25 protein-coding genes are annotated in these 24,932 nt (G+C 71.1%); 11 read left to right on the top strand and 14 right to left on the bottom strand.

Annotation, left to right across the window (positions count from 1 at the left end):
* The first annotated feature begins 104 nt into the window (after positions 1 to 104).
* Genes OG439_RS04685 through OG439_RS04675 form a run of 3 tightly spaced genes read left to right on the top strand, consistent with a single transcriptional unit; the run spans position 105 to position 3,276 of the window.
* Positions 105 to 1,922: a flavin-containing monooxygenase gene (locus OG439_RS04685; protein ID WP_326948089.1), complete on the top strand. Its 1,818-nt coding sequence runs from the start codon at positions 105 to 107 to the stop codon at positions 1,920 to 1,922.
* A gap of 31 nt (positions 1,923 to 1,953) precedes the next feature.
* Complete coding sequence (locus tag OG439_RS04680) at positions 1,954 to 2,511, top strand: sigma-70 family RNA polymerase sigma factor (RefSeq protein WP_326948088.1); 558 nt, start codon at positions 1,954 to 1,956, stop codon at positions 2,509 to 2,511.
* A 9-nt stretch (positions 2,512 to 2,520) separates the two neighbouring features.
* Positions 2,521 to 3,276: an alpha/beta hydrolase gene (locus OG439_RS04675; protein ID WP_326948087.1), complete on the top strand. Its 756-nt coding sequence runs from the start codon at positions 2,521 to 2,523 to the stop codon at positions 3,274 to 3,276.
* Here the strand turns inward: OG439_RS04675 and OG439_RS04670 are convergent.
* On the bottom strand, positions 3,202 to 3,858 hold the full coding sequence (locus OG439_RS04670) for a DUF5134 domain-containing protein (protein WP_326948086.1): 657 nt from the start codon (positions 3,856 to 3,858) through the stop codon (positions 3,202 to 3,204). The genes OG439_RS04675 and OG439_RS04670 overlap by 75 nt on opposite strands.
* Positions 3,859 to 3,997: 139 nt before the next feature.
* On the opposite strand from OG439_RS04670, the gene OG439_RS04665 reads away from it, so the two are divergent.
* Positions 3,998 to 4,834 carry an SAM-dependent methyltransferase gene (locus OG439_RS04665; protein WP_326948085.1) on the top strand — a complete coding sequence of 279 codons (837 nt, stop codon included), beginning with the start codon at positions 3,998 to 4,000 and terminating at the stop codon, positions 4,832 to 4,834.
* A 4-nt stretch (positions 4,835 to 4,838) separates the two neighbouring features.
* Here OG439_RS04665 and OG439_RS04660 read toward each other — a convergent pair whose 3' ends face one another.
* Positions 4,839 to 5,558, bottom strand: a complete 720-nt coding sequence (locus OG439_RS04660) for a GNAT family N-acetyltransferase (protein WP_326948084.1) — start codon at positions 5,556 to 5,558, stop codon at positions 4,839 to 4,841.
* A 102-nt stretch (positions 5,559 to 5,660) separates the two neighbouring features.
* Here OG439_RS04660 and OG439_RS04655 point away from each other — a divergent pair, with 102 nt between their 5' ends.
* Together OG439_RS04655 and OG439_RS04650 are read left to right on the top strand one after the other, a co-directional pair.
* Positions 5,661 to 5,822, top strand: a complete 162-nt coding sequence (locus tag OG439_RS04655; RefSeq protein ID WP_326948083.1) for a hypothetical protein — start codon at positions 5,661 to 5,663, stop codon at positions 5,820 to 5,822.
* A 216-nt stretch (positions 5,823 to 6,038) separates the two neighbouring features.
* Positions 6,039 to 6,158 carry a LuxR C-terminal-related transcriptional regulator gene (locus OG439_RS04650; RefSeq protein WP_326951489.1) on the top strand — a complete coding sequence of 40 codons (120 nt, stop codon included), beginning with the start codon at positions 6,039 to 6,041 and terminating at the stop codon, positions 6,156 to 6,158.
* A gap of 60 nt (positions 6,159 to 6,218) precedes the next feature.
* Here OG439_RS04650 and OG439_RS04645 read toward each other — a convergent pair whose 3' ends face one another.
* From OG439_RS04645 to OG439_RS04635, 3 genes are all read right to left on the bottom strand, one after another.
* Positions 6,219 to 7,226 (bottom strand): right-handed parallel beta-helix repeat-containing protein, encoded by a 1,008-nt coding sequence (locus tag OG439_RS04645; protein ID WP_326948082.1) that lies wholly within the window; start codon positions 7,224 to 7,226, stop codon positions 6,219 to 6,221.
* 21 nt (positions 7,227 to 7,247) lie between these two features.
* Positions 7,248 to 9,179 carry a hypothetical protein gene (locus OG439_RS04640; protein ID WP_326948081.1) on the bottom strand — a complete coding sequence of 644 codons (1,932 nt, stop codon included), beginning with the start codon at positions 9,177 to 9,179 and terminating at the stop codon, positions 7,248 to 7,250.
* 757 nt (positions 9,180 to 9,936) lie between these two features.
* The gene (locus tag OG439_RS04635; protein WP_326951488.1) at positions 9,937 to 10,731 is read right to left on the bottom strand and encodes a SigB/SigF/SigG family RNA polymerase sigma factor; all 795 of its coding nucleotides are present in this window, start codon (positions 10,729 to 10,731) and stop codon (positions 9,937 to 9,939) included.
* Positions 10,732 to 11,051: 320 nt separating this feature from the next.
* Here OG439_RS04635 and OG439_RS04630 point away from each other — a divergent pair, with 320 nt between their 5' ends.
* Positions 11,052 to 11,783 carry a GAF and ANTAR domain-containing protein gene (locus tag OG439_RS04630; RefSeq protein ID WP_326948080.1) on the top strand — a complete coding sequence of 244 codons (732 nt, stop codon included), beginning with the start codon at positions 11,052 to 11,054 and terminating at the stop codon, positions 11,781 to 11,783.
* Between the two features lie 106 nt (positions 11,784 to 11,889).
* Positions 11,890 to 12,351: a hypothetical protein gene (locus OG439_RS04625; RefSeq protein WP_326948079.1), complete on the top strand. Its 462-nt coding sequence runs from the start codon at positions 11,890 to 11,892 to the stop codon at positions 12,349 to 12,351.
* Positions 12,352 to 12,373: 22 nt separating this feature from the next.
* Here the strand turns inward: OG439_RS04625 and OG439_RS04620 are convergent, their stop codons facing one another.
* On the bottom strand, positions 12,374 to 13,027 hold the full coding sequence (locus tag OG439_RS04620; RefSeq protein WP_326948078.1) for a VCBS repeat-containing protein: 654 nt from the start codon (positions 13,025 to 13,027) through the stop codon (positions 12,374 to 12,376).
* Between the two features lie 130 nt (positions 13,028 to 13,157).
* Positions 13,158 to 13,736, bottom strand: a complete 579-nt coding sequence (locus OG439_RS04615; RefSeq protein WP_326948077.1) for a TetR/AcrR family transcriptional regulator — start codon at positions 13,734 to 13,736, stop codon at positions 13,158 to 13,160.
* An 85-nt stretch (positions 13,737 to 13,821) separates the two neighbouring features.
* Between OG439_RS04615 and OG439_RS04610 the strand changes: the two genes are divergently transcribed.
* Positions 13,822 to 14,703, top strand: coding sequence for an SDR family oxidoreductase (locus OG439_RS04610; protein WP_326948076.1), 882 nt, complete (start codon positions 13,822 to 13,824; stop codon positions 14,701 to 14,703).
* A gap of 61 nt (positions 14,704 to 14,764) precedes the next feature.
* The gene (locus tag OG439_RS04605) at positions 14,765 to 15,679 is read left to right on the top strand and encodes an aminoglycoside phosphotransferase family protein (protein ID WP_326948075.1); all 915 of its coding nucleotides are present in this window, start codon (positions 14,765 to 14,767) and stop codon (positions 15,677 to 15,679) included.
* Here the strand turns inward: OG439_RS04605 and OG439_RS04600 are convergent.
* The 7 genes from OG439_RS04600 to OG439_RS04570 all read right to left on the bottom strand — a co-directional run bounded on the left by OG439_RS04600 (position 15,676) and on the right by OG439_RS04570 (position 22,612).
* A complete protein-coding gene (locus tag OG439_RS04600; RefSeq protein ID WP_326948074.1) occupies positions 15,676 to 16,506 on the bottom strand; it encodes an SAM-dependent methyltransferase in 831 nt (276 codons plus the stop codon). The genes OG439_RS04605 and OG439_RS04600 overlap by 4 nt on opposite strands.
* Positions 16,507 to 16,694: 188 nt before the next feature.
* Positions 16,695 to 17,849: a 4-hydroxybenzoate 3-monooxygenase gene (locus OG439_RS04595; RefSeq protein ID WP_326948073.1), complete on the bottom strand. Its 1,155-nt coding sequence runs from the start codon at positions 17,847 to 17,849 to the stop codon at positions 16,695 to 16,697.
* A 73-nt stretch (positions 17,850 to 17,922) separates the two neighbouring features.
* Complete coding sequence (locus OG439_RS04590; RefSeq protein ID WP_326948072.1) at positions 17,923 to 18,708, bottom strand: helix-turn-helix domain-containing protein; 786 nt, start codon at positions 18,706 to 18,708, stop codon at positions 17,923 to 17,925.
* Positions 18,709 to 18,734: 26 nt separating this feature from the next.
* The gene (locus OG439_RS04585) at positions 18,735 to 18,878 is read right to left on the bottom strand and encodes a M15 family metallopeptidase (protein WP_326948071.1); all 144 of its coding nucleotides are present in this window, start codon (positions 18,876 to 18,878) and stop codon (positions 18,735 to 18,737) included.
* Positions 18,879 to 19,112: 234 nt separating this feature from the next.
* Positions 19,113 to 19,373, bottom strand: coding sequence for a hypothetical protein (locus OG439_RS04580; RefSeq protein ID WP_326948070.1), 261 nt, complete (start codon positions 19,371 to 19,373; stop codon positions 19,113 to 19,115).
* A gap of 187 nt (positions 19,374 to 19,560) precedes the next feature.
* Positions 19,561 to 19,737, bottom strand: a complete 177-nt coding sequence (locus tag OG439_RS04575; protein ID WP_326948069.1) for a hypothetical protein — start codon at positions 19,735 to 19,737, stop codon at positions 19,561 to 19,563.
* Positions 19,738 to 19,798: 61 nt separating this feature from the next.
* The gene (locus OG439_RS04570) at positions 19,799 to 22,612 is read right to left on the bottom strand and encodes a glycoside hydrolase family 2 protein (RefSeq protein WP_326948068.1); all 2,814 of its coding nucleotides are present in this window, start codon (positions 22,610 to 22,612) and stop codon (positions 19,799 to 19,801) included.
* A 172-nt stretch (positions 22,613 to 22,784) separates the two neighbouring features.
* Here OG439_RS04570 and OG439_RS04565 point away from each other — a divergent pair, with 172 nt between their 5' ends.
* The gene (locus OG439_RS04565) at positions 22,785 to 24,863 is read left to right on the top strand and encodes a PQQ-dependent sugar dehydrogenase (RefSeq protein ID WP_326948067.1); all 2,079 of its coding nucleotides are present in this window, start codon (positions 22,785 to 22,787) and stop codon (positions 24,861 to 24,863) included.
* Positions 24,864 to 24,932: the final 69 nt, after the last annotated feature.

The following is a 24,932-nucleotide window of genomic DNA, read 5'->3' as shown; positions in this document are numbered from 1 at the left end:
TCCGCCGGCCGGGTCCGCCAAGGGCGTGCAACACGGTGCAACCCTTGCCGCCGCGGTTCACCCAGGAGTGTGATCGGGGGCACAGCCGACGCTTGGGAGTGCTCATGACACAGACGGTGGATCGGACGGCCGCGACGGACACGCCGCAGGCCCGGGTGGACGCCTGGCTGAACCGGTTCGAGACGGCCCTCGCGGCCCGCGACGCCGAAGCCGCCGCCGCGCTCTTCGCCGTCGACAGCTACTGGCGTGACCTGGTCTCCTTCACCTGGACGATCAAGACGGTCGAAGGCCGCGAAGGCGTGACGGGGCTGCTGGAAGCCACCCTCGACCGGATCGACCCGTCCGGCTTCCGCACCACCGAGCCGCCGACCGAGGCCGGCGGCGTCACCGAGGCGTGGCTCGAGTTCGAGACCGCGAGCGGGCGCGCGAAGGGCCACCTGCGGCTGAAGGACGAAGGCGCGTGGACGCTGCTGACCAGCCTGCGTGAGCTCAAGGGCTTCGAGGAACGGCAGCGCGACCGGCGCGCGAAGGGCGTCGAACACGGCGTCGTCCGCGGCCGGACGTCCTGGGCGGAGAAGCGGGCCGAGGAAGACGCGCGTCTCGGCTACGAGCAGCAGCCGTACGTCGTGGTCATCGGCGGCGGCCAGGGCGGCATCGCGCTCGGCGCGCGGCTGCGCCAGCTCGACGTGCCGGCCCTGGTCCTGGAGCGCAACGCGCGGGCCGGCGACTCGTGGCGCAAGCGCTACAAGAACCTCTGCCTGCACGACCCCGTCTGGTACGACCACCTCCCCTACCTGCCGTTCCCGGAGAACTGGCCGGTGTTCGCGCCGAAGGACAAGATCGCCGACTGGCTGGAGATGTACACGCAGCTGATGGAGGTGCCGTACTGGACGAGCACCGAGGTGACGTCGGCGAAGTGGGACAACGACGCGGAGCAGTGGCTGGTGACCGTCGTCCGCGACGGCGAGGAGCTGGTGCTGACGCCGCGGCACGTCGTGTTCGCGACCGGGATGTCCGGCAAGCCGAACGTCCCGGCGTTCCCCGGGATGGACGACTTCGCCGGCGAGCAGCACCACTCGTCACGCCACCCCGGCCCGGACGCCTACGCCGGCAAGAAGGCGGTCGTCGTCGGGTCCAACAACTCCGCGCACGACATCTGCGCGGCGCTGTGGGAGCACGGCGCCGACGTCACCATGATCCAGCGCTCCTCGACGCACATCGTGAAGTCGGATTCGCTGATGGACCTGGGCCTGGGCGACCTGTACTCCGAGCGCGCGGTGGCCGCGGGCGTCACCACCGACAAGGCGGACATGATCTTCGCGTCGATCCCCTACCGGATCATGGCGGGGTTCCAGACGCCGGTGTACGACGCGATCCGCGAGCGCGACCAGGACTTCTACGAGCGCCTCGAAAAGGCCGGTTTCCGGCACGACTGGGGTGACGACGGGTCCGGCCTGTTCATGAAGTACCTGCGGCGCGGCTCGGGCTACTACATCGACGTCGGCGCGGCCGAGCTGGTCGCCGACGGGAAGATCAAGCTGGCCCACGGCCAGGTCGATCACCTGACGCGCGACGCCGTGGTGCTGGCGGACGGCACCGAGCTGGCGGCCGACCTCGTCGTCTACGCCACCGGCTACGGCTCGATGAACGGGTGGGTCGCCGACCTCGTCGGCCAGGAGACCGCGGACCGCGTCGGCAAGTGCTGGGGCCTCGGTTCGGAGACGACCAAGGACCCCGGGCCGTGGGAAGGCGAGCAGCGCAACATGTGGAAGCCCACCCAGCAGGAGGGCCTGTGGTTCCACGGCGGGAACCTGCACCAGTCGCGGCACTACTCCCTCTACCTCGCGCTGCAGCTCAAGGCGCGGTTCGAGGGGATCCCGACGCCGGTCTACGGCCTGCAGGAGGTGCACCACAAGGCGTGAACCGCCCGGGCGTGCCCGACGTGTTCGCGGTGTGAGGCCACCTACCGCGGAAGACGCCGAGATCACGCAGTGGGCCCAGCTCGCCGGCCGCGGCGACCGGCAGGCCCTCGACCGGTTCCTGCGGGCGACCCAGCCGCACGTCCGGCGGTACATCGCGAGCCTGAGCGACACCCAGACCGCCGACGACCTGACGCAGGAGACGTACCTGCGCGCGCTGGGCGGCCTCAGCCGGTTCCGGGCCGATTCGTCGGCCCGGACCTGGCTGTTCACCATCGCCCGGCGGGTGGTGGCCGACCACATCCGCGGCCTGCGCGCCCGTCCGCGTCAGGCCGCGCTGGCCGACTGGCAGTCCGTGGCCGAGGGGATCGCCCCCGCGGTGTTCGAGGAGCGCGTCGTGCTCGGCCACCTCGTCGCGGAGCTCGAACCGGACCGGCGGGACGCCTTCGTGCTCACCCAGACGCTCGGACTGTCCTATGTGGACGCCGCCGCGGCGTGCGGCTGCCCGGTCGGCACGATCCGCTCCCGGGTGGCGCGCGCCCGCGACGACCTCACGGCGGCGATGCGGGAAACCCCCGCCCGGTGCGCCTAAGCTCGCCGGATGACCCCACCGGCGGGACGTCTCGTCACCGAGACACTCGGCTACGACGGCGGCCGGCCGGTCACGGCGTACGTTCCGGCCGCTCTACCCCGGTTCGTCGTGTTCGCCGGGGACGGTCCGTCGATCGCGTCGTGGGGCGGCGATCTCGAGGCGGCCGGTTCGCCGCCCACGATGATCGTCGCCGCGCACCGCACCGACGACGAGACGCGGCGGATCCACGAGTACTCACCGGGCGAGAGCACGGCGGAGTTCAGTTTCGACCCGGAGCGGTTCGCCGCCCACGAGACGTTCTTCGTCGAGGACGTCCGCCGCTGGGCGCGATCGCGGTTCGGCGTCGCACTCCCGGCCGAGCGGACCGCGGTGCTCGGCGTCTCGGCCGGTGGAGAGCTCGCGCTCGCCGTCGGGCTGCGTCACCCCGACGTCTACGGCGCGGTCTTCTGCGCATCGCCGGGCGGCGGGTACCGGCCGCCCACGGTGCTGCCGGAGCCGCTCCCGCGCGCGTATCTCGTCGGCGGCACGAGGGAGCCGTGGTTCCTCGCGAACGCGACCCGGTGGGCCGACGCCCTGCGCGACGCCGGCGCGGACGTCGTCATGGCGGAACGGACCGGGTCCCACGGCGGCGCGTTCTGGCGGGCGGAGGTCCCGCTGATGGTGGCGTGGGCGTGCGCCGCTGGACAGCGGCTACGCCATCGCGACGAGCAGGCAGCCCATCCCGACGCTGGTGAGGATCCGGCAGGCGCCCAGCAGCCGCGGTGACCGGTTCCGCTCGGCCGTCGCCCCGGCGCCGGGCGCGCCGACCAGGGTCGCGCCGAGCCGGACCGTGTGCGCCGCGAAGTACCCGGCCAGCACCCACGCGATGATCGGCACCGCGAGGCCCGTCCCGACCCCCGCCACGGCGGTCATGCCGGGCATGGTGGCCATCTCGTGCATCCCCGCCATGTCCATCCCGGCCATGTCGGACATGTCGTGGGCGGCGGGGATGCCGAACATCGGTGGCAGCTCGGGCATCGCGACGACCATGTACAGCATCGCCGCGCCGCCGACGACGTGGTGCAGTTCCCCCGCCGGGGCCCGCCGGCGCAGGATGCGCGCGGTGAACCACACCGTGACGCCGCCGAACAGCGCGATCCACACCGGCGCGGGCAGCGGGTCCATCGCCGGCACGACCGTGACGGCCATCCCCGCGCACAGCACGAGGTGCGACGCGTGGGCCGGGCCGTCACCCCACCCGGCGGCGGGCCCGTCGCGGCGGGAGAGCACCCACCGTCCGGCGTAGTACGCGGCGAGCAGGAGGAACACGACGCCGAGCGCCAGCCGCAGCGCGAACGAGGCTGTCATCGCACCACCTTTCGAGGAGGATCCGCGCATAGGTCGGACGGCGGGGGCGAAAAGTTCCCGGCGGCCCGGCGTCACCCCGGCCCACCCGGATGGTTACGGTGGGTGGGAGTTTCTCCCCGCGGACAGGAGGCGCCCGGAAATGCCGTCGGACGATGCCGGTTCCCTGAACACCCCGGTCGGCGTCGACCCGGACCGGGCCAGCGTCGCGCGGGTCTACAACTACTTGCTCGGCGGCAAGGACAACTACGAGATCGACCGCAAGACCGCGGACCAGCTGGCGGCGTCGATGCCGGACGTCGTCGAGGTGGCCCGCGAGAACCGGCTGTTCCTCATCCGGGCGATCCGGTTCCTGGCCCACCAGACCGGGATCTCGCAGTTCCTCGACTGCGGCTCCGGGCTGCCGACCGCGGAGAACGTCCACCAGGTCGCGCAGCGGTTCGACCGGCTGTCCAAGGTCGTCTACGTCGACAACGACCCGGTGGTCACCGCACACGGCCGGGCACTGCTCGAGGACAATGAGCTGACCCGCTACGTCGAAGGCGACATCTTCGACCCGCGCAGCATCCTGGACCACGAGGTCGTGCGCGCTCACCTGGACTGGACTCAGCCGATCGTGTTGTCGCAGGTCGCCACCCTGCACCACCACAAGGGCGACCGCCACGCGCCGGCCGAGGTCATGCGCGAGTACATCGACGCCCTGCCATCGGGGTCGCACGTGCTCATCTCGCACCTGCTCGACCCGCAGGAACCCGCGGACAGCGACGCGGCGCACCAGCTGTCCGACGTCGTGGCCCGCGGCTCCCTCGGCGGCGCGACCTGGCGCACCCACGAGGAGATCGCCGAGCTGTTCGACGGCCTGGAGCTGATCGACCCGGGCATCGTGCCGCTCTACCAGTGGTGGCCCGACGGCCCGCGCATCAAGCCGGTCACGGTCGCGCACCGCATCATCGCCGGCGGTCTCGCCCGCAAGCCGTGACCGATCAGGGTTTCGTCCAGGCCGAACGCCGGTAGCAGCGGAACCCCGCCCGGCCGAGGTTGGCGGCGCTGACCGACCCGGCACGCGCCGTCGCGACGGCCAGCACACAGCCCGCGTCGGCCGCCACCCGCAGCCGGTGCCGCAGCAACCGCGGCTGGGCGCCGCGCCCCCGGTGCGCCGGCAGGGTGGCCGCACCCCCGAGCACCGCGACGTCACCGTGCACGGTCATCCCCGCGGCGGCGATCGGCGTCCCGCCCTCGACCAGCAGAAACCGCCGCATCGCCGGCACCCGGTGCTCGGCGGCGACGAACGCGGCGACCACACCGGTGACCTCGTACCCGGCGAGCAGGACGTCGACGACGTCGTCGGCGTCGGCTTCGGTGACTCCCGGGTCGGCCGCGGGCGGCTCCCCGAGCCGTCGCACGGCCAGGAGGCGGTCCTCCGCCCGCACCAGCCCTTCGGGCACCTCGTCGCCGGTCGTGAGCACGGTGGGGTCCCAGCCGGGCTCGGCCAGCAGGCCGTCGAGCGCGGGCAGCGTCTCCGGCGTGACTCCGGAGACCGTCGACAGAAACCCCAGGGCGGGGTCGGTGGCCAGCACGGCCAGCAGCCCGCCGTGCTCCCACACCCGGAACCGCCCGGGCAGCCCGGCCGCGGTCGCCGCCGCACAGGCCAGCCCCATCCGGCGGTGCAGCGCCCGCTCCGCGTCCCCCACCTCGCTCGACACGCCCCCAGCATGCCCCGCCGACCAGGTGATCGTTTGACCCGGCCCACACGTGGGCAGTGATCACCCGGGGACGGTGGCACGCGGAAAGCCGGTGGTGAACAGGTGGACAACCCAAAGCGAGCCGACACGGCCGCCGAGCCGGCAGACGCGGCCACGAGCGCCGAAGCGGAGTCCGACGAACTGGCGGACGCCCTGGCCGACCTGCACCAGCGGATCACACGCCACGAACACGCGGTGAACACCCACCTCAACCGGCCCCGCTGACCGCGACAGGCTTCGGAAACCGAGCCGATAAGGCCTTCGTCGACAGAGGCGCTGGTGGTCTTGCCCTCGCCGCTCCCGGTGGTCGCCCGGGACGATGCCTCGGCGCTGGTCACCGACTCCGCCATGGCCGCCGGTGCCCCCGCCGGGTCGCGACGGTGCTCGTCGCCACCCCGACCATGACCGCCGAGCAGCTTCGCCACTTCGGGCGCCGACGACCTGCTCGTCAGCGTCCGCACGGTCAAGCACCACGTGTCGAACCTGCTGGTGAAACTGGGTGCGAAGGACCGGGCCCACGCCGTGGCCCTCGCGTTGCGCTCGGCCGCGGCCAGCGGCTGACGCCGGCGGCACCGCCGTTCTCCTCCGGTGCACAACCCGGAGGAGAACGGCGACGATCCGTCAGGTTCCCGGGGTCACCGGGGTCTTCGACACCCCCTTGCCGCCCGTGGACGTGTTCGACGCGCCGATCACGTTCGGCTTCTTCTGCGAGACGCAGTCACTCTGGTTCGTCGCGTTGATGCCGTAGCCCGACGCGTTCGTCAGCGTGAACGTGTTCTTGCTGAACGTGGTGCCGCAGCCCGCGTTCTCCCAGACGTTGTGCACCTGGAAGCCGTCCAGGTACGGGTGGGTCACCTTGTTGCCGGTGATCGTGTACTCGTCGCCCTTGACGTCGATCGTGGAGTCGCCGGAGTTCTGGTTCTTCTCCCCCGTGCCGTCCAGGGTGTTGCCGGAGATCAGGCCGTCGTGGGTGCCCTCCTTGATGTCGATGCCCTCGGCCGCGACGCCGGGGCCGATCTTGTTGTCCAGCACCTGGATGTAGTCGCCCGCGTCGGGGCTCTCGCCGCCGCCGGTGCCGTAGCACTCCCAGTTGCTGTTCGCCGAACCCAGGTAGACGCCCTCGCCGTAGCCGGGCTCCTCCTTGCCGGTGTTGTAGACGGTCGAATTCTTGATCACGCCGTACGCACTGCTCTTGCGGAAGTGCACACCCTCGTAGCCGATGTCGTGCACGCTCACGCCGTCGATGGTGACGTGGGTCGCGCCGTCGAGGACGATGCCCTTCTTCGAGTTCGTGACCGAGATTCCCTTGATGTTCCAGTAACTCGCGCCCTGCAGCCACAGGCCGTAGCCGGTCTGGCCGGACGGGCAGTCGGTGTCACCGGGGTTGAACAGCGGGTCGTGCAGCACGGCCTTCGCGCTGCCGGTCAGGGTGATCGGCGCCGACGCCGTGCCCGGCTTCGTCGCCACGAACGCGCCGCTGTAGTCGCCGTCCGCCAGCGCGATCGTGTCGCCCGGCTTGGCCGCGGACAACGCCGCGGACAGCTGGGTCGCGGTGGTGACGGTGATGGTCGTCGCCGCGGGGTGCACGAGCTGCCCGACCAGGCTCAGCGCCGCCAGTGTCTTGATCATCGAATGGTCCTTTCCGGACGGTCAGTTCGCCGGGATGTTCTTGAGGAACAAGGACTTCGCGGTGCTCGTCTTCGTGTCGTCGACACCGTGTCCGTTCGTGTAGTCCCGCTGCTCGTTGTGCGCCCAGTCCACGATCGGCTGGCCGCCGACGTCGAGGTGGTGGAACTTGGTGCCGTCCCAGCCGAACTGGTAGATCTTGGTGTGGTCGGCGTAGTACGGCGTGTACGCCGCGCCCGCGGTGATCTGCTTGGTCATCGTGTTGTTGAAGAAGACGTTGCGGGGGCCCGACGAACCGGACCACTTGACCGCCTTCTGCCCGGTCGACCAGTAGATCGGGAACCAGGTCGAGTCGTCCGGCGCGTCACCGCCCTCGTCACCGCAGTGCGCGGTGCAATTGCCCGAGCGGTGGGCGTAGGACACCCGGTTGGTGTTGTTCTCGAACAGGTTGTTGCGCTCGTAGCCGCCGTGGATGTTGAAGTCCGAGTCGATGTCGTTGCCGATCACGACGTTGCCCGAGGCCGACCACTGGAAGGTGAAGTGCCGCAGGTCGCGGGTGGTGTTCCCGGCGTAGAGCGAATCCCAGACGCGGGAGCCGCGGAAGTAGCCGTTGCCGCCCTTGCCCTTGTTCCACGAGCCGTCGAGCTCGTTGTTCACGATCTGGAGGTTCTTGGCCTCCTCCGTCACGATCGGGTGCGACCCGGTCATCGTCGAGTGGATGCCGGTGACCCAGGAGTCGGCCGCCCACTTGAACACGATGCCCTGCATGGCCAGCGACGGCGCCAGGTTGCCGTAGTTGTCCTTGGCCTGCGCTTCGGTGATGCCGGCCGGGGCCGACTGACCGAAGGTGAAGTTCTCGAAGCCGACGCCGACGATCGGGTCCGGGATCGGCGACGCCTTGGAGGCGTAGACGCTGCCGTCGATGGCCGCCGAACCGTCCGAAGTGGAGTCGACCGGCATGTCGTACTCGAGCGGCTTGTCGATGGACACGGTGTGGTTCTTGGTGTCGATCGCGGTGATGGTGAACCACTGCTGGCGCATGTGGAGGTTCTCCAGTGGCCACGTCGTCGGGTAGGCGTTCATCGACTTGTAGAAGTTGATCGAGTTCGCGGCCCGCATGTTGATGAAGCCGCCGACCTTCATGTTCGTGGTCTTGGCGCTGGTGGCCAGGTAGACGGTCTTGTCTCCGGCCCGCGCCGCGAAGCCCTTGTCACCCGGCTTCTCACGCAGCTTCGCGCCCGCCTTCCAGTGCACGTTGACCGTGCCCTCGAAGATGTCCTTGCGGTTGGCCGGCGCGGCCTTGTACTCACTGGCGTAGCTCGGGTCGACGCCCCGCGACTGCACGCGGAAGAGGCCGCGGCCCGGCCACAGCCAGCCGCCGGAGCCGTCTTCGTAGCCCATGTTGCCCTGGTCCCACTGGTCCCCGTCCGGCGTGAGGACGTCGTACTCGGTGTTCTTGTCCGGGGTGTAGACGAACTTCGTCTGGTCCGTGCCGGCGCCGCGCAGGATCAGGTAGCCGGCGTCGACGTGGATCTCGTGCGTGACGTTCAGCGTGCCGGCCGGGAAGGTGATCAGGCTCAGCTTGTCGTAGCTCGCCGAGGGCGTGCACGACGTGTGGATCTTGTCGATGGCGGCCTGGATGCCGGCGGTGTCGTCGACGCCGTCGTCCGGCTTGACCTGGTACGTCGAAGCGAGCTGGGCCGCGGTGATCTTGCAGCTCGCGCTGGGGTTGACGGCACTGGCGCCGGGCAGGTTCCGGCCACCGCGGTAGCCGGCCTTGCTCCAGTCGTACAGCCCGGACACGGGGGCCGCCCGGTTGCCGGCCGAGGTGTCCAGGGTGGTGAGCGCGCCGGGGCCGGGTGCGACCGCGGTGGCGATCGACGGCGACACCGCGTTGACGCCGGCCGCGATGAACGCGGCGGCGGCGATGCCCGCGACTATTTTCTTGCGTGACAAAGGAACCCTCCGATCGAATGATGCACGGGACAGGGCACGGGGCCCTCGTGGAGACGCGGAACTCAGGCGGTGACGGGAATCCCGCGCGCCGGCCTCCTGGGGAACGCCGGCGGGACGGCGGGAACCGTCTCCGGGGACGTCGGGTACGCGGCAGACGACGAGGCTGCCGGCCGGGCGGTGACCGCCGGGCCGATCGCTGGTCTGGGCAAGGCTCCTCCGTAGCTGACTGGTTCTCACCAGGACTGCATGAAGGCGGCGTTGCCCCGAACCGTACAGCGTCGGGTCACGCTAGTAAAGATACTTTCCTAACAAAGGGTGTCCTACCGGCCACTCAGGGCGAGCCGACCTTCGCTTCCACCAGGGCATTCCCGACGAGCGCCCGGTCGCCGTCCCGCACGGTGCGGCTCAGCTCGACGTGGCGGAATCGACAGCGAGCGAGGGAGGTGCCGAGCGGCCGGCCTGGTTCGCCCCGTGGGCGGCCGGCGCGGCCCGCGACACCACCCCGGACGTGCTCGCCGTCGCGCTGCAGTACGCCGACGGCGCGCCCCCGCTGCGGGATCCCACCGGGCTCCGCATCTCCGGCGACGCCACGTTCGGCGAGGGCGCCGACTCGAGGGGTTACCTGGCGCTTCCCCGACGGCGTCGGCGGCGGGACCCGGCCCGCGGGTGTCCCGGGTCGGCAACCTTCGGCGACACGTCGTTACTCGAGGGCACGGGCGGGTACGCACCGGCGTGCCGGACCGCGACCCTTGTGACCCTAGCCTTCGAGCTGGTCGCGCAGCTGGTGCAACGTCTTGGCCAGCAAGCGCGAAACCTGCATCTGGGACACGCCGACGCGGGCGGCGATCTGCGACTGCGACAGGCCTTCGAAGAAGCGCATCCGGACGATCGCCTGCTCCCGCGCCGGCAGCTTCTTCAGCAGCGGGACGAGCGTGTGGTGGTCCTCGACGAACCCGATCCCGGCGTCCGGCTCGCCCATCACCTCGGCCAGGGAGCTGCTGCCTTCGCCGTTGTTGAGCGGCTGGTCCAGCGACGATGTCTCGTAGCAGTTCGCCGCGAGGAGGCCGTCGCGGACGGTCTCGACGTCGATGCCGAGGTGGCCGGCGAGCTCGCTGGGCGTCGGGGCCCGGCCCAGGTGCTGGGCGAGCTCCGTGGTGCCGCGGGACAGCCGGCCTTGCAGCTCCTGCAGGCCGCGCGGGACGCGCAGCGCCCAGCCGGTGTCGCGGAAGTGCCGGCGGACCTCGCCCATGACGGTCGGGACCGCGAAGGACAGGAAGTCCGCTCCGTGTGTGGGATCGAACCGGTCGACCGCTTTCATCACCCCGAGCCGGGCCACCTGGACCAGGTCGTCGCGGGGCTGGCCCCGGCCGCTGAACCGGGTCGCGATGTGGTCGGCGAGCGGGAGGAACTCGATGATCAGCCGCTCGCGCAGCCGCGCCCGGCCGGCGTGGCCCTCGGGCAGGGCCGCGAGCTCGGCGAACAGCGGCGCGCAGTGGGAGTAGTCGTCCCGCTTGCGCTCGCGGGACCGCGGGTGGTCGTGCGTGGCCGGCACCGGGACGGCGACGTCCTGCTCGGTGCGGCCCGCGACCGGCGTGACGGTCGTCAAGGCGATCTCCTGTTCGTCGGGCTGCTGATACCCCCGCCACGGCGGGGCAAACCTCGTTCCGCGGTGACGGACGTCATCGTGACACTGCAGTTACGAACCGTCTCCGCCGGTAGGCCATTTGGTCCACAGTGGACGGCCAAACCACGGTCCGGCGCACCCCGCGCGCCAACCCGCTAGGATCCTTGCTGATCCGTTGAAACCACAGCGGTTGTGGTGGCGGCCGCGACTCGGCCCCACGTACGCAGCAGTGGCGAACGGAGACCGGAATGGCGGACACGGAACTCACCGGCCAGCTCGACGAACTGGCCGCGTCGGCCTCGGCCCTCACCCGCGCGCTCGAATCCGCAGACGGCGAGCAGAGCGTCCTCGACACCATCGTCACCGAAGCGGTCAACGCGTTCCCCGACGCCGACATGGCCAGCATCACCGCCATCCACCACGGCGAACCGGAGACCGCCGCGCATTCGGACCAGCGCGCCGTGGACATCGACCGGCACCAGTACGAAGCCGGCGACGGCCCGTGCCTGCAGGCCGCCGAGACCGGGCACGTCGTGCGCGTGTCGCTGTCCACGGCGACGCGGGAATGGCCGGAGTTCACCAAGCACGCCACCGCACTCGGCGTCGGCAGCTACCTCGCCGCGCCGCTGCGCGTCGACGAGACGCTCGACGGCGCGCTGAACCTCTTCGGCTTCGGCGACCACGGCTTCGCCGAAGCCGAATCGCACATGCTCAGCGTCTACACCACGCTCGTCGCGTTCGGGCTGCGTACCGTCCGCCGCTACCGCGTGGCCTTGACGGAGTGCGAGAACCTCACCACCGCCATGCGATCGCGCGCGGTGATCGAACAGGCCAAGGGCATGCTGATGGCGATCCACCGCATCGACGCCGACGACGCCATGCGGCGGCTCGTGCGCCAGTCGCAGCAGACCAACGTCAAACTGCGCGACGTCGCACACCGGTTCGTCACCACGGTTTCGGACAAGGACATCCGGGCCTGACGCCTCTCGTACCCGGGTATGAGGAAGCCGGCCCGCTTCTCGTGCCCCGGTACGGACTTCCGCTTCCCGCACGGCGGCGGCCCGGCGGCCTGCCTACTTTCGGCTCATGGACATCCGAACGGACCACCCCACTCCCCCGGGCACGCTGGTCGCCGCGTTCTTCGGCTACCTCGTGTCGACGATCTCCGCGCTGGTCGGCGCCGGGCTGCTGCTCGGCTACCGGGACGAGCTGGCGCAGGCGCTGCGCACCGCGAGCGCCAGCTCGTCCTCGGCGCACCTGACCGAAGACCAGATCCAGCGGTCGGCGACCTTCGGGCAGGCGGCGGGGATCGGGGTGCTGGTCGTGCTCGCCGCGCTGTACCTGTTCCTGAGCTTCCGGCTCAAGGCCGGCCGGAACTGGGCCCGCATCGTGCTGACGATCGTCACGCTGCTGCAGGTCGCGTCCCTGGTGGCGACGTCGGGCACCGCGGTGAACTACGTCAGCACCGCGGTGTCGGTGCTCGCCCTGGTGTTGTCGTACCTCCCGGCGTCCAGCACCTACATCGCGCGCGTGAAGCACGCCCGCTGACACCTCCCGACGTCGCCGCGGGTCAGGCGCAGCTGCCGGAATCCGTGGCGAGCACCGGGTCCTTCGCGGGACGAGCGCTGAACGGCGTCTTCTCGTAGACGCTCAGCGCGCCGTCGCGCAGCGTGTAGACGGTGCGGGTGCCGGAGTACGTCATCTGATCCACCGGGCGGCTGACGTCGTCGTTCTCGGCGGCGACGGTCGTGAACGCGCGGCCGCCTTCCAGGGGCGTGCACTGGTAGCCGAGGTGCGCGGCGACGCCGCCGCCTTCGGCGACCGAGAACGGCTTGTCGTCGGCGCCGACGACCTGGCTCAGGTTGCGGCCGTCGTAGTGCAGGACGGAGTAGAACGTCGTGTTGGCGCCGACGGACTGCGTGACGACCAGTTCGGCCCGGCCGTCACCGTTGAGGTCGGTCACCCGCGGCGCCTCGATGCCGAACTGGCTGTCGGCCGGCAGGTGGATCGACGTGTACGTCCCGTTCACCGTGGCCGAGATCAGCTGGTCGCTGTCGCCGGTCAGCTGCGCGGTGACGGTCTCGATCTCCCCGTTGCCGTCCAGGTCGGCGACGGTGGTGACCAGGGCCGGGCCCGCGGCCATGGCCGGCGCGGCGGCGGCGAAACCCAGCGCCGCGGCGAGGCCGGCGACGGTGGCGGTGCGGACGAGTCCGGTGCGGTTCATGAGATCTCCCTCCGTCTTCCGGTGATCTTTTCACCGAAAGTGCTCTCATGGAGGAAGACGGTCACGGCGCCGGTGCGTGCACCGCGGGTGCGATGTGCCACACGAACGCAACCTCGGCTCCAAGGCCAGGTCAGCCCAGGGACGCGCTCGCCGCACGCAGCTCGTCCAGGGCGGCCAGGACGCGCGGCGCGAACTCGCCCGCGGTCTCGCGGTCGGCGTCGGACCACTCGGCGTAGGCCCGCTTGAAGGCGAGCACGCCCAGCTCGGCCGCGAGGTGGGCGATCGGGTCGGGCACCCCGCGGGCGACGAGCGCCGCCGTCATGGCGGCCGCGAGACCGACGCTCTTGAGGGCGTCCCGCTCCTGCAGCTCGGCGCTGGCGGCGACGGCCGCCTTCAGCCGGGGGCCGAGCTCGCGGTTCATCGGGCCCATCGTGCTCGCCGCGCGTTCGAGGCCGGCCGCGACCGCTTCGAGCGGCGTGGCTCCCGGCGGCGCTTCGGTGATCCCCTCGGCCAGCAGCCTGCTCAAGGCCTCCTGCCCGGCCACCAGCAGGTCGCGCTTGTCCGGGAAGTAGCGGAAGAAGGTGCTTCTCGTGACCCCGGCCTGCTCGGCGATCTGCGCGACCGTGGTGGCGTCGTACCCCTGCTCGGTGAAGAGGTCGACGGCAGCCAGGACGAGCCGTTCACGCGCCCCCGGTTCCCATCGTGCCATGGGGCGATCATAGGTGATGGGACTAGTGTCGCATCACTCTGGTAGCGTGATGAGACACTAGTCCCATCACTTTCTGGAGAGTCCCATGCATGTCTTTGTCACCGGCGGCACCGGGCTGGTCGGCTCCGCCGTCGTCGCGGAGCTGCTCGGCCACGGCCACACCGTGTCGGTGCTCGCCCGCTCCGACGCGTCCGCACTGGTCGCGGAGAAGGCCGGCGCCGAGGCGGTGCGGGGCAGCATCGCCGACCTTGACGTCCTCCGCGCCGGGGCCGAGCGGGCCGACGGGGTGATCCACCTGGCCTTCAGCAACGACTTCAGCAGCGCCGAAGCCGTCGCGCGGTCGGTCGCCGAGGAGAGCGCCGCCATCGCGGCCCTGGGCGAGGCGCTCGTCGGCAGCGACCGCCCGTTCGTCACGGTCTCGGGGACGCCGTGGGTGTCCGGCCGCCTCTCCACCGAGGCCGACCCGGCGCCGACCGACGGGCCGGTCGGCGGCCGCGGCCGCGCCGTCACGGCCGCCCTGGAACTGGCCTCGCGCGGGGTCCGCAGCTCGGCCGTGCGGCTGCCGCGCACCGTCCACAACGAGGGTGACGGCGGTTTCGCCGGCCTGCTGACCCGGATCGCGCGGCAGACCGGCGTGTCCGGCTACCCGGGCGACGGCACCCAGCGCTGGCCGGCGGTGCACGCCCTCGACGCGGCCGTCCTGTTCCGGCTGGCCCTGGAGGAGGCCCCGGCCGGGACCGCCTGGCACGCCGTGGCCGACGAAGGCGACGCGGTCCGCGACATAGCCGCGGTCATCGGCCGGCGCCTGGGCCTGCCGGTCGAATCGGTGGCCGAGGAGACGTTCGGCCCGCTGGGCCCGATCTTCGCGGCCGACCAGCCCTCGTCGAGCGTCCACACCCGGGAAGCGCTCGGCTGGGAGCCGAAGCACCCGAGCCTGCTCGAGGACCTGGAGAACATCCAGGCCTGACCGGACCGGCAGCGGGATAATTCGGTCCCGCTGCCGGTACCTCACAGATCATGATGACCGGGTGAGCACCACACCCACGCTCGGACCCGTGCCCCAGCGCGTGACCGTCGACGCAGATCAGGTCCGCCGGCTCGTCGCCGAGCAGTTCCCGCGGTGGGCGGGCCTCCCGGTCCGGCCCGTGACGGACGGCGGCTGGGACAACCGGACCTTCCACCTCGGCGACACGATGTCGGTGCGGCTGCCCAGCGCGGCCGAGTACGCCTTGGCGGTCGCCAAGGAACAGCGCTGGCTGCCGGTGCTCGCGCCGCGGCTGCCGCTGCCCGTCCCCGTGCCGCTGGCGGAAGGCCGTCCCGGCGCGGGCTATCCGTTCGCGTGGTCGATATACCCGTGGCTCGAGGGCGAGCCCGCGAGCGCGGACCGGATCGCCGACCCCGTCGGGTTCGCGGCCGACCTCGCCGATTTCCTGGTGGCGTTGCGGAGCGTCGACACCACGGACGCGCCCCGGCCGGGCACGCACAACTGGTTCCGGGGCGGCACCCTGCGCACGTACGACGAGTCGGCCCGGCGCGCGCTTGCCAAGCTGGCCGGCCACGTCGACGTCGACGTGGCCGGCGAGATCTGGCAGACCGCGCTGGCCGCACGCTGGGACGGCGCGGAGACCTGGTTCCACGGCGACGTCGCCCCGGGGAATCTCTTGCTGCGAAACGAAAAGCTGGCAGCGGTCATCGACTTCGGCACCTGCGGCGCCGGCGACCCGGCCTGCGACGTGGCCATCGCGTGGACCCTCCTGACCGCCGACGGCCGCCGGTCGTTCCGCGAGCGGCTGTCCGTCGACGACGCCGAGTGGGCACGCGGCCGCGGCTGGGCGCTGTGGAAGACGCTCGTCACGTGCGCCCAGACCTGGGGCCGCGATGACCACGAAGCCGTGAACGCACGGCGTGTTCTGGACGAGATCTTCGCCGAGTATCAGCCCTAGGACCGCTTCATCCCCACACCGCCGATGGCAAGCCGTTGTGCCGGGCGGGGGGCGCGTAGTGCTGGGCCGTCCGGCCACCAGTCCTGCAGGCGCACCAAGCCCGGGTCGAGCAGGTCGAAGCCGGTGAACAGGCGCTCTACTCCCGTTTCGGTGCGGCAGCGGACGGGGCGGTGGCAGCGGGACTCCCACGTGCGTTCGATCGCGTGCGGGGTGAAGCCCGCGCCGGTGGGTTCTGCCCAGCAGCTCAGCGCCAGCACCGATCCCGGCGGCAGCAGTGCTCGGTAGCCGGCCAGGGCCGCGACCAGGCGGGCGTCGTCCGGTTCGTGCTGGACGCCCGTGGTCAGCAGTACGGCGACCGGGCGGGTGAGGTCGAACGCCGTGCTGACCGTCTCGTGGCCCAGCAGGTGCCACGGTTCCAGGTGGTCGGCGCGCACCACCGCGGTGTTGTCGTTGTCGTCGAGCAGCGCGCGTTCGTAGCTGAGCACGAGGCTGTCGGTGTCGGTGTAGATGACCTTCGCGTCCGGGTTCTCCCGCTGCGCGGTCTGGTGCGTGTTGTCCTGCGCGGTCGGCAATCCCGCGGCCAGGTCCAGGAACTGGTCGACGCCGCGGGTGGCGAGGTGGCGGACGACCCGCACGTGCCACGCCCGGGCCGCGCGCAGCAGGTCGGTGAAACCCGGCGCGGCCTCGTCCAGGTCGCGCAACGCGGCGCGATCGGTGGCGTAGTTGTCGTGGCCGCGCAGGGCCGCGTCACGAATGCGGGCCGGTGACGCGACGTCCTGGTCCCACCAATGATCCGACCACACATCCGGGTCGACTGCGAGAGTCACGCCACCTCCGGATCGGGACCACATTCACCTGGGCTGGCAGTTTAACCACTTTGGTAACTCCTGTGACCACATCGGGGGCTACACGAAAGAATGGTCCGTAGCAGGCGGTGAACCACCGGCTGTGGGTCACCGCCCGCCGATCGGCCGGGCGATGCGGCCGTTCAGGTAACGCGGCCGGCCACAGCCGGTCACCGCACCGGCTCCACCATGCTTTCCAGGTTCTCGCGGGCGATCCGCTTGCGGAACTCCCCCTCGTAGGAGGCGTCGCCGGAATCGTGCATCGTCTCGGTCATCCGGACCGCGGCCGTCTGCCGCGCCCACGTGTGATCGAGACAGGTTTCGGAATAGCGGTCGAGCAGGCTCGGATCGTCGTTGTCGATCTGCTGGACGACGGCGCGGGCGAGCACCTCGGCGTCGTGGAGGGCGAGGCTCATCCCTTCCGCGCTCATCGGGGAAATGAGGTGCGCGGCGTCGCCCAGGAGGTAGAGCCGGCCGTAGCGCATGGGGCTGAACACCACCCCGCGCAGCGGCACGACCTGCTTGCTCGTGATCGGCCCGCGGACCGCCACGGGCTCCCCGAACCGGGTGCCCAGTTCGGTCCAGACGCGCTCGTCCGGCCAGTCGCCGGCGGTGTCGGTGAGCGGGCACTGCAAGTAGACGCGGCTCGCGCGCGGGCCGCGGGTGATCCGCGCGGCGAAACCGCGGGAGTGCACCGCGAGCACGGCCGGCGGATCCGCCGGCACCTCGGTCAGCACCGTCAGCCAGGCGTACCCGAACTCGTGGGTGTCGCAGGTGAGGACGTCGGCGGGCACGGCCGTCCTGCTGACGCCGTGGTAGCCGTCGGCCCCGGCGACGACGTCACAGCCGAGCACCTTCGCCGTATCCGACGCATCCCGGTAGCGCACCCGGGGCGACTCGGTGCCGATGTCTTCCAGCGCAACGTCTTCGGCCTCGAAGCGCAGGTCGCCGCCGTCGCGCAGGAACACCCGGATGAGGTTCCGGACGAGGACCTGCTGGGGGCAGAACGCGCCGTTGGCATCGTCGTCGTCGAGGTCCATCTTCCACCAGCGCGTCTCCCCGTCGATCAGCAGCGGCATCCCCGCGTCGGACGATTCGTGGCTCGTGCTGCCCTCGACGACCTCGTCCAGGCCCCACTCCCGCAGCACGCGCACCCCCTGCGCGTCGAGGGACCCGGCCCGCTGCCGGTGCTCGACGTGCTCGCGGCTGTGCTTCTCCAGGATCACGCAGCCGATTCCGCTGCGCAGCAGGAAGTTCCCGAGGGCGAGCCCGGCGACTCCGCCGCCCACGATCACCACGGTGGTGTGCTCTTCGGTGTTGGTCATGGCACCACCGTGGCCCCGGACGCGCGGGCCGACCACCGGTATCCGGCCAGCCGATGCCGGAAACCCGCCAACCTCAGGCGCCGTGGTCCTGGAGGCCGGCCTGGTAGCGGCCGGGCGTCTGGCCGACGACGGCGGTGAACGCCTCGATGAACGTCGAGGGGTTGGACCAGCCGCACGCGATCGCGGTGTCGGTGACCGACTGCCCGCCGGTGAGGTGGGCCAGGGCGTGGTGGATGCGCAGGATGGTGCGCCAGCGGTGGAAGCCCATGCCGAGGTCGGCGTGGAACAGCCGGCTGAGCGTGCGCTCACTCGCGCCAGCGGCGCGGCCCAGCTCGGCCAGCGTCGCGGTCCGGCCGGGATCGGCGCGCAGGAGATCGGTGACGACGCGCAGCCGGTCGTCGCGCGGTTCGGGCAGGTGCAGGGACTGCTCGGGCGGCTCGCCGAGCTCGTCGAGCACCACCGCGCGCAGCCGTTTCTCGGCCTCGGGCGTCCGCCCGTCCGGGCCGGTCAGCGCCAGGAGAACTTCCCGCAGCAGCGGGCTCACCGCGAACACACTGGGGTGCGCCACGAGCCCGCCGCACTCCGCGGCCGGGATGGCGACGAGCCGGGCGTCGGTCCGGCCGTAGAAGCGGTGGGAGTGCGCGAACCCCGGCGGCGTCCACGTCACCCGGCTGGCCGGCGCCACCCACGTCCCGCGCTCGGTCGTGGTGGCCAGCGCACCGGCGGCGGCGTACACGAGCTGGCCGTCGGGGTGGGAGTGCGCGTCGAGGTGGTAGCCGTGCGGGAGCCAGCCGCCACCACGTGGCGTCGGCCCTCCCGGCTTCGCGGGCGGCTTCGAGACTTGGCGGGTTTCCGGCATCGGGCGTCAGTTTACCGCTGGTCGGTTCAGGTAGTGGTCGGGCCGTAGGGGGCGTGCGCGGTCTCCGTCGCCAGCGCCCAGTACCGGTCGCCGTAGGACCAGTGCCACCACTCGCTCGGATAGTTCACGAAGCCGCTCGCCGACATCGCCTCGATCAGCAGCGGCGGCACGCTCTACACCTGGAACGGCCTCGGCATGAACAAGTTCGCCAAGGCGGTCGTCCACGGCGCCGGCTGGTCCCCGTACTTCTGACCCCGATGGCCGTGAAGGCCTCCTTCCCGGCCATAAGAGCTGGTAAGGAGGCCTTCACGGCTTTCAGGGGTGACGTCCTCGCCGGGTGTCACATTTCGGGGGGATCTGTCACTGGGAATCGCGCCCGGGGGCATTTCGGGCGCGATTCTTCCTCATCGGGGGTCGAGTTCGTCCGTCAGCGCGGCGTCGACCTTCGCCGCGGCTCGACGCAGCGTCCGGTGGGCCGCGGCCAGCAATGCGACGGCGGCCAGTGCCGCGACCATCGCCCAGGCGCTGCCGTCGTCGTCTGCCGGGACCACCGCGAACGTGACCAGGGAAAGCAGCAGCCAGCGATTCCGGTCGCCAGCCCGGATCCGCGGCCGGCGGGGAGCGTGGTCGCGCGCGATCGACTGCGCCTGCCCAGGTACACCCATCGATTCTCGGCCTCCCGTCGGCGATCCACGCGCGCCTTGACGTCACGGATCGCAGTCGTCTGACCCCCGAACAGTCGATCTGCCCGACAAGAGAGTTACAGATTTTTCTGTTTTTGACTCAGCGCAATCATCGATTCAGTCGAATGAGTGAAGAAACCGTCTTGTTCTCTCTGAGTCAAAAACTTTTTCACTTTTCGCCGGGCTCTTCCTCGTCCGGCGGGGCGAGCCCGCGGTCGAGCGGGTGGGTCGAGGTGATCTCGGGCTCCACCGAGGGCGGCGCGAGCCCGCGGTCCAGGGTCCGCTCTTCGGTCTGGTTCTCGTCTTCGGCGGGCAGCCGCCCGCGGTCTTCGCCATCGTTCGTCATGGCGGCGGAGTACCCGAATTCCGGCGCGTTATCCGGCGACCACCCCTCGGACCTGCGGCGATCACGCGTCGAAGCGGAAGTACACCGTCCGGTGGTAGTCGCCGGCGGCCGCGTTCGGGCGGCTCTCCGGGCCCAGCGAGGCGACGCCGTGGAACTTGTTGCCGATCGGCGCGATGCCGTCGAGCAGGGAGAGGTTGCCTGCCGGGTAGGTGACGACCGCGTTCTGCGGGTCGGGTCCCACCGCCGGGGTGAACAACCGCAGGAACAGGCCCTCGTCCGCGGCGACCACCGTGACCGCGCCTTCGGTGGTGTCGAGCACCGCCCAGCAGGTCCGGGCGTGGTAGCCCTTGAACTCCGGGTAGCCGAACCCGCTCGACCCGGTCGCCGTGTTGTTGTACGGCTTGCTCCAGACGTCCGGCTGCACACCCCGCAGCCGGTTCTTGTAGACGCGGTAGGGCCCGTCGCCGAGCCAGGTGAGGCCCCGGACGTTCGCCTCCGGGTAGTCGAAGTTCACGCCGAGGTGGTCGTGGTCGCCGGTGGCGCGGTAGCGGTACTCCAGCCGCAGCCAGCCGTTGGCGTCCAGCCGCCACCGCACCGACGTCAGGTCGCCGGTGTAGTCGGCTTGGAAGACCCAGCCGGTGCCGTCGCGGAAGTGGCTGAACGCGGTCAGCGCGGCCGTGCCGCCGGCCGGGGCGGGACCGTTGCCGAGCGACACCGGCGCGCTGCCGCGGCGCACGCCGGTGAGCCGGCCGCTGGATTTGCTGACGGTGACCCGGGTGGCGCCGGCGACGAGCGTGACGTCGGTGGCGGTCTCGGCCGCGGTGACCCCGCCGGTGGTCGCCGGCTTGACCAGGCGCGCGGCGAAGTCCGGCGCCTTGCGGATCCGCCACGTCCAGCCGGCGACGTCCCGGCCGGTCGCGTCGGTCACGCTCAGCCGCAGCGCGTCGGCGCCGGTCCAGTCGGCGGGCAGGCCGAGCGTCACCGCGCCGGTGGCGCCCGGGGCGACGTCCGGCGCGCCGGCCTGGCCCTGGGCGAGCACCTGGTGGCCGGGGCCCGCGCCGGGCGAGGGGAACGCGAGCAGCTGCCAGCCGAACCGGCACGTCCGGAGGTTCGTGAAGTCGTACCGGTTGACGAGCTTCACGGTCTTGTCGAACGACGCCGGGAAGACCGTGTCGTAGTAGCCGGGACTGGCCAGCTGGACCGGCGACCAGATGTCCTTGATCGTGAAGAAGCTGCCTTCCTTCTCGCGGTACGGGCCGAGGATGCCGTCGGGGGCCCGGCTGCCGTTGGTGTCGAGGGCGCCGCCGCGGTCGTCGCGCACGACGCTTTCGTCGACGAGCGCCCAGATGAACCCACCCGCCGAGCGCTGGGCGCCGCCCATGAGCTTCCAGTAGTCGTTCAGCCCGGCCCCGGCGCCGCCGTCGTAGAGCCCGTGCAGGAACTCGGTCGGCATGAAGACCGTGGTGCCGGCGGCCTTGGTCGCGGTGCTGCTGTAGGTCTGGTAGTGACTGGTGTCGACGCCGCTGAACGTCGTCCACGGGTGCAGCACCGCCCGCCGCTGCGGGTCGTACTGGCCGAAGTCGTCGTCCAGCGCGGTGTTCCAGCCGCCCTCGTTCCCGTTGTCCCAGAACAGGATCGACGGGTGGTTGACGTCGCGCCGCACCAGGGCCGCGACCAGCGGCGCGCCGACGCCCTCGTCGTAGTGGTGCTGCCAGCCGGTCAGCTCGTCCAGGACGTAGAGCCCGAGCTCGTCGCAGAGGTCGAGGAAGTAGGCGTCCGGCGGGTAGTGCGACATCCGGACGGCGTTCATGTTCATATCCTTCATCAGCCCGATGTCCAGCCGGGCGAGCCGGGGGCTCGACGCGCGGCCGGAAGTCGGCCAGAAGGTGTGCCGGTTCGCTCCTTTGAGGACGATCCGCTTCCCGTTGACGTAAACGCCGTCGCCGGTGCGGACCTCGATCGTGCGGAACCCGAAGCGCTCGACGGTGCTGTGCAAGGCCACGCCGGCGGAGCTCGCGAGCGTCAGCTCGACCTGGTGCAGGTTCGGCGTCTCGGCCGTCCACAGGGGCGGCTGGGCCGCGGTGGTGGTCAGCGTCGCACCGGTCGCGCCGCTCGCCACGGCGACCGAAAAGGCGCCGCCGACGGCCGTGCCGTCGAGCCGGCGCAGCTGGCCCGACACCCGGCCCGCCGCGCTCACCCCGGCGAGCGTGACCTGTGCGGTGAAAGTCCCGTCGGCGCGGGCGTCGATCGCGACGCGGTCGATCCGCGCGGCCGGGTACGCCTCCAGCGACACCGGCCGGAAGAGCCCGCCGAAGTTCCAGAAGTCGCCGCGGCGCTCGGCGTCGTTCACGGAGTTGTCGGCCGACTCCTTGCTGACGGTCACCTCGAGCAGGTTCGCCGCGCCGAGCCGCAGCAGGGCCGTCACGTCGTAGCGGAAGCGGTAGAAGCCGCCTTGGTGCACCGGTCCCGCCGAGACGCCGTTGACCCGCACGTCGGCGTCGGTCATGGCGGCCTCGAACACCAGGAAGATCCGGCGCCCGGCCCAGGACGCCGGCGGCGTGAACGAGTGCCGGTAGTTGCCCTTCTCCGCCGGGACGAGGTCTCCGCCGTAGTGGTAACTGCCGAAGCCGTGGCACTCCCAGTTGGACGGCGTCGGGATCGTGGCCTGCTCCCCCGCGCGCCGGCCGGCCGTGACCTGGAAGTCCCAGTCGACGGTGTGGTCGGCGTCGCTGCCGGTGAGCAGCATCGTCTCGGTCACCGGGCCCGCGAGCGCCGCGCCGGTTCCGGCCGCCGACGCGGCCCCGGACGTCGGCAGTCCCGCGGCGGCCACACCGGCCGCGCTGATCGCCAGCGCGCGGCGTCGGGTGAGTTCCACCAGGCCTCCCGAAGTCCGATCTGATATATGACACACCGTACAACGGCAATCACCGACTGAGCGGACAAGCAGCCGGACAAGTCTTGACGTCCGGTCGCGCGCCCACGACAGTGGTGCGGCACTCCGCACCCTCCCCGCGGTCTCCGGCCGATCCCCCGTGAAAGGTAGGAGAATGTTCTCCTCGAACGTCCGTCGGCGATTGCGCCTCGGTGTCCTGACCGCCGTGATCGCCGCCGCCGCGGTGGTCGCGCCCACCGCCACCACCGCGACCGCGGCCACCGGCTCGACCGTGGTCGGCGTGGCCTCCGGGCGCTGCCTCGACGTCGTCGGCAACAGCACCGCGGCGAAGACGCGCGTCAACATCTACGACTGCAACGGGCAGGCCAACCAGGGCTGGACGTTCACCTCGGCGGGCGAGCTGCGGGTGTACGACGGCACGATGTGCCTCGACGTCGCCGGCGCGAGCACCACCTCCCCGGCCGACGCGCAGATCTACACCTGCAACGGCGGGGCCAACCAGAAGTGGCGGATCGGCACCGACGGCACGATCACCGGCGTTCAGTCGGGCCTCTGCCTGGACGTCACCGCGGCGGGCACCGCCAACAGCACCCTGGTCGGGCTGTGGACCTGCAACAACGGCGGCAACCAGAAGTGGCGAACGTCGCTGGCCGCCGACACCCAGCCGCCGAGCGTGCCGGGCAACCCGCGGGTGAGCGACCTGGTCTGCGACGCCGTGACGTTCTCGTGGAACGCGGCCACCGACAACGTGGGCGTCGCGTTCTACGACGTCTACCACGACGGCCAGCTGATGAAGTCGGTGAGCGGGAGCACCCTGTCGACCAGCCTCACCGTCGTCGGCGGCGTGACCTGGGGCCTGTACGTGAACGCCCGCGACGCCGCGGGCAACGTCTCGCAGGCCAGCACCACCGTGCCGATCACCCCGCCGCAGTGCCAGCCGGACACCCAGGCGCCGAGCGCGCCCACCAAGCTGACCGGTTCCGCGGCCGGCACGACGGTGACCCTGAACTGGACCGCGGCCACCGACAACATCGGCGTCCGGGCCTACGACGTCTACCGCGGCGGCGCCAAGGTCGGCACCGTCACCGGGACCGCCACCGCGCCGCCCGCGACCACCTTCGTCGACAGCGGTCTCGCGGCGAACACGAGCTACTCGTACTACGTCGTCGCGCGGGACGCACAGGCGAACGTGTCGGCACCCAGCGCGTCCACGACCGTCACGACCGGCGCGGCCTGCGGCGCATCCGTGTGCACCGTGACGCAGATCGCCACCGACACCGACATCCCGTGGGGCCTGGTGACGCTGCCGGACGGCACGATCCTCTACACCCGGCGCGACGCGCACGACATCGTCCACCTGAACCCCGCCACCGGGGCCAAGACCACCGTCGGCACGGTCTCCGGCGTCGACAACACCGACGGCGAAGGCGGCCTGCTCGGCCTGGCCGTCGCGACCACGTTCTCCAATGACCACTGGCTCTACATCATGCACACCTCGCCGTCCGACAACCGGATCGTGCGGATCAAGCTGGAGAACGACAAGCTCACCACCAGTTCGGAGCAGGTCCTGCTCAGCGGGTTGCTGCGCAACAAGTTCCACAACGGCGGCCGGCTGCGCTTCGGCCCCGACGGCAAGCTCTACGCCAGCACCGGCGACGCCCAGAACGGCGACAACGCGCAGAACAAGACCAGCCTCAACGGCAAGGTCCTGCGCTTCAACCCGGACGGCAGCGTGCCCTCGGACAACCCGTTCGGCAACCAGGTGTGGAGCTACGGCCACCGCAACCCGCAGGGGCTCGCGTTCGACTCCCAGGGCCGGTTGTGGGAGCAGGAGTTCGGCAACGCGATCATGGACGAGACCAACCTGATCACCAAGGGCGGCAACTACGGCTGGCCGGCGTGCGAAGGCACCTCCGGGACGTGCGGCACCGCGGGCTTCATCGCCCCGAAGCGCACGTACCCGACGGCGGACGGCTCCTGCTCCGGCATCGCCATCGTCCGCGACGTGATCTACGTCGCGTGCGAACGCGGGACCCGGATGTACCGCGAGGTGATCAGCGGCAGCGACCTGACGAACGTCCAGGCGTACTTCAACGGCACCTACGGGCGGTTGCGCACGGTCGAACCCGCGCCCGGCGGCGGACTGTGGCTGACGACGACGAACAACGGTGACAAGGACAGTATTCCCGACAACAGCGACGAGAAGATCTTCCACGTCGTTTTGGGTGAATAGCCCCACCCGAACTCTTTCGCAATGGCAACTATCCCCGATAACCTGCTGACCGACCGTCGAGAAAAGGAG

Source organism: Amycolatopsis sp. NBC_01307 (assembly GCF_035975215.1).
GTDB lineage: Bacteria > Actinomycetota > Actinomycetes > Mycobacteriales > Pseudonocardiaceae > Amycolatopsis.
The sequence above is the reverse complement of the archived record's forward strand: the minus strand, read 5'-3'. Positions and strand labels throughout refer to the sequence as shown.

What these genes read in the sequence shown, in the direction of transcription:
- OG439_RS04685 (WP_326948089.1), top strand. Translation starts at nt 105, where the DNA reads ATGACACAGACGGTGGATCGGACGGCCGCGACGGACACGCCGCAGGCC.
- OG439_RS04675 (WP_326948087.1), top strand. Translation starts at nt 2,521, where the DNA reads ATGACCCCACCGGCGGGACGTCTCGTCACCGAGACACTCGGCTACGAC.
- OG439_RS04670 (WP_326948086.1), bottom strand. Translation starts at nt 3,858, where the DNA reads ATGACAGCCTCGTTCGCGCTGCGGCTGGCGCTCGGCGTCGTGTTCCTC.
- OG439_RS04665 (WP_326948085.1), top strand. Translation starts at nt 3,998, where the DNA reads ATGCCGTCGGACGATGCCGGTTCCCTGAACACCCCGGTCGGCGTCGAC.
- OG439_RS04645 (WP_326948082.1), bottom strand. Translation starts at nt 7,226, where the DNA reads ATGATCAAGACACTGGCGGCGCTGAGCCTGGTCGGGCAGCTCGTGCAC.
- OG439_RS04630 (WP_326948080.1), top strand. Translation starts at nt 11,052, where the DNA reads ATGGCGGACACGGAACTCACCGGCCAGCTCGACGAACTGGCCGCGTCG.
- OG439_RS04625 (WP_326948079.1), top strand. Translation starts at nt 11,890, where the DNA reads ATGGACATCCGAACGGACCACCCCACTCCCCCGGGCACGCTGGTCGCC.
- OG439_RS04620 (WP_326948078.1), bottom strand. Translation starts at nt 13,027, where the DNA reads ATGAACCGCACCGGACTCGTCCGCACCGCCACCGTCGCCGGCCTCGCC.
- OG439_RS04615 (WP_326948077.1), bottom strand. Translation starts at nt 13,736, where the DNA reads ATGGCACGATGGGAACCGGGGGCGCGTGAACGGCTCGTCCTGGCTGCC.
- OG439_RS04610 (WP_326948076.1), top strand. Translation starts at nt 13,822, where the DNA reads ATGCATGTCTTTGTCACCGGCGGCACCGGGCTGGTCGGCTCCGCCGTC.
- OG439_RS04595 (WP_326948073.1), bottom strand. Translation starts at nt 17,849, where the DNA reads ATGACCAACACCGAAGAGCACACCACCGTGGTGATCGTGGGCGGCGGA.
- OG439_RS04590 (WP_326948072.1), bottom strand. Translation starts at nt 18,708, where the DNA reads ATGCCGGAAACCCGCCAAGTCTCGAAGCCGCCCGCGAAGCCGGGAGGG.
- OG439_RS04580 (WP_326948070.1), bottom strand. Translation starts at nt 19,373, where the DNA reads ATGGGTGTACCTGGGCAGGCGCAGTCGATCGCGCGCGACCACGCTCCC.
- OG439_RS04575 (WP_326948069.1), bottom strand. Translation starts at nt 19,737, where the DNA reads ATGACGAACGATGGCGAAGACCGCGGGCGGCTGCCCGCCGAAGACGAG.
- OG439_RS04565 (WP_326948067.1), top strand. Translation starts at nt 22,785, where the DNA reads ATGTTCTCCTCGAACGTCCGTCGGCGATTGCGCCTCGGTGTCCTGACC.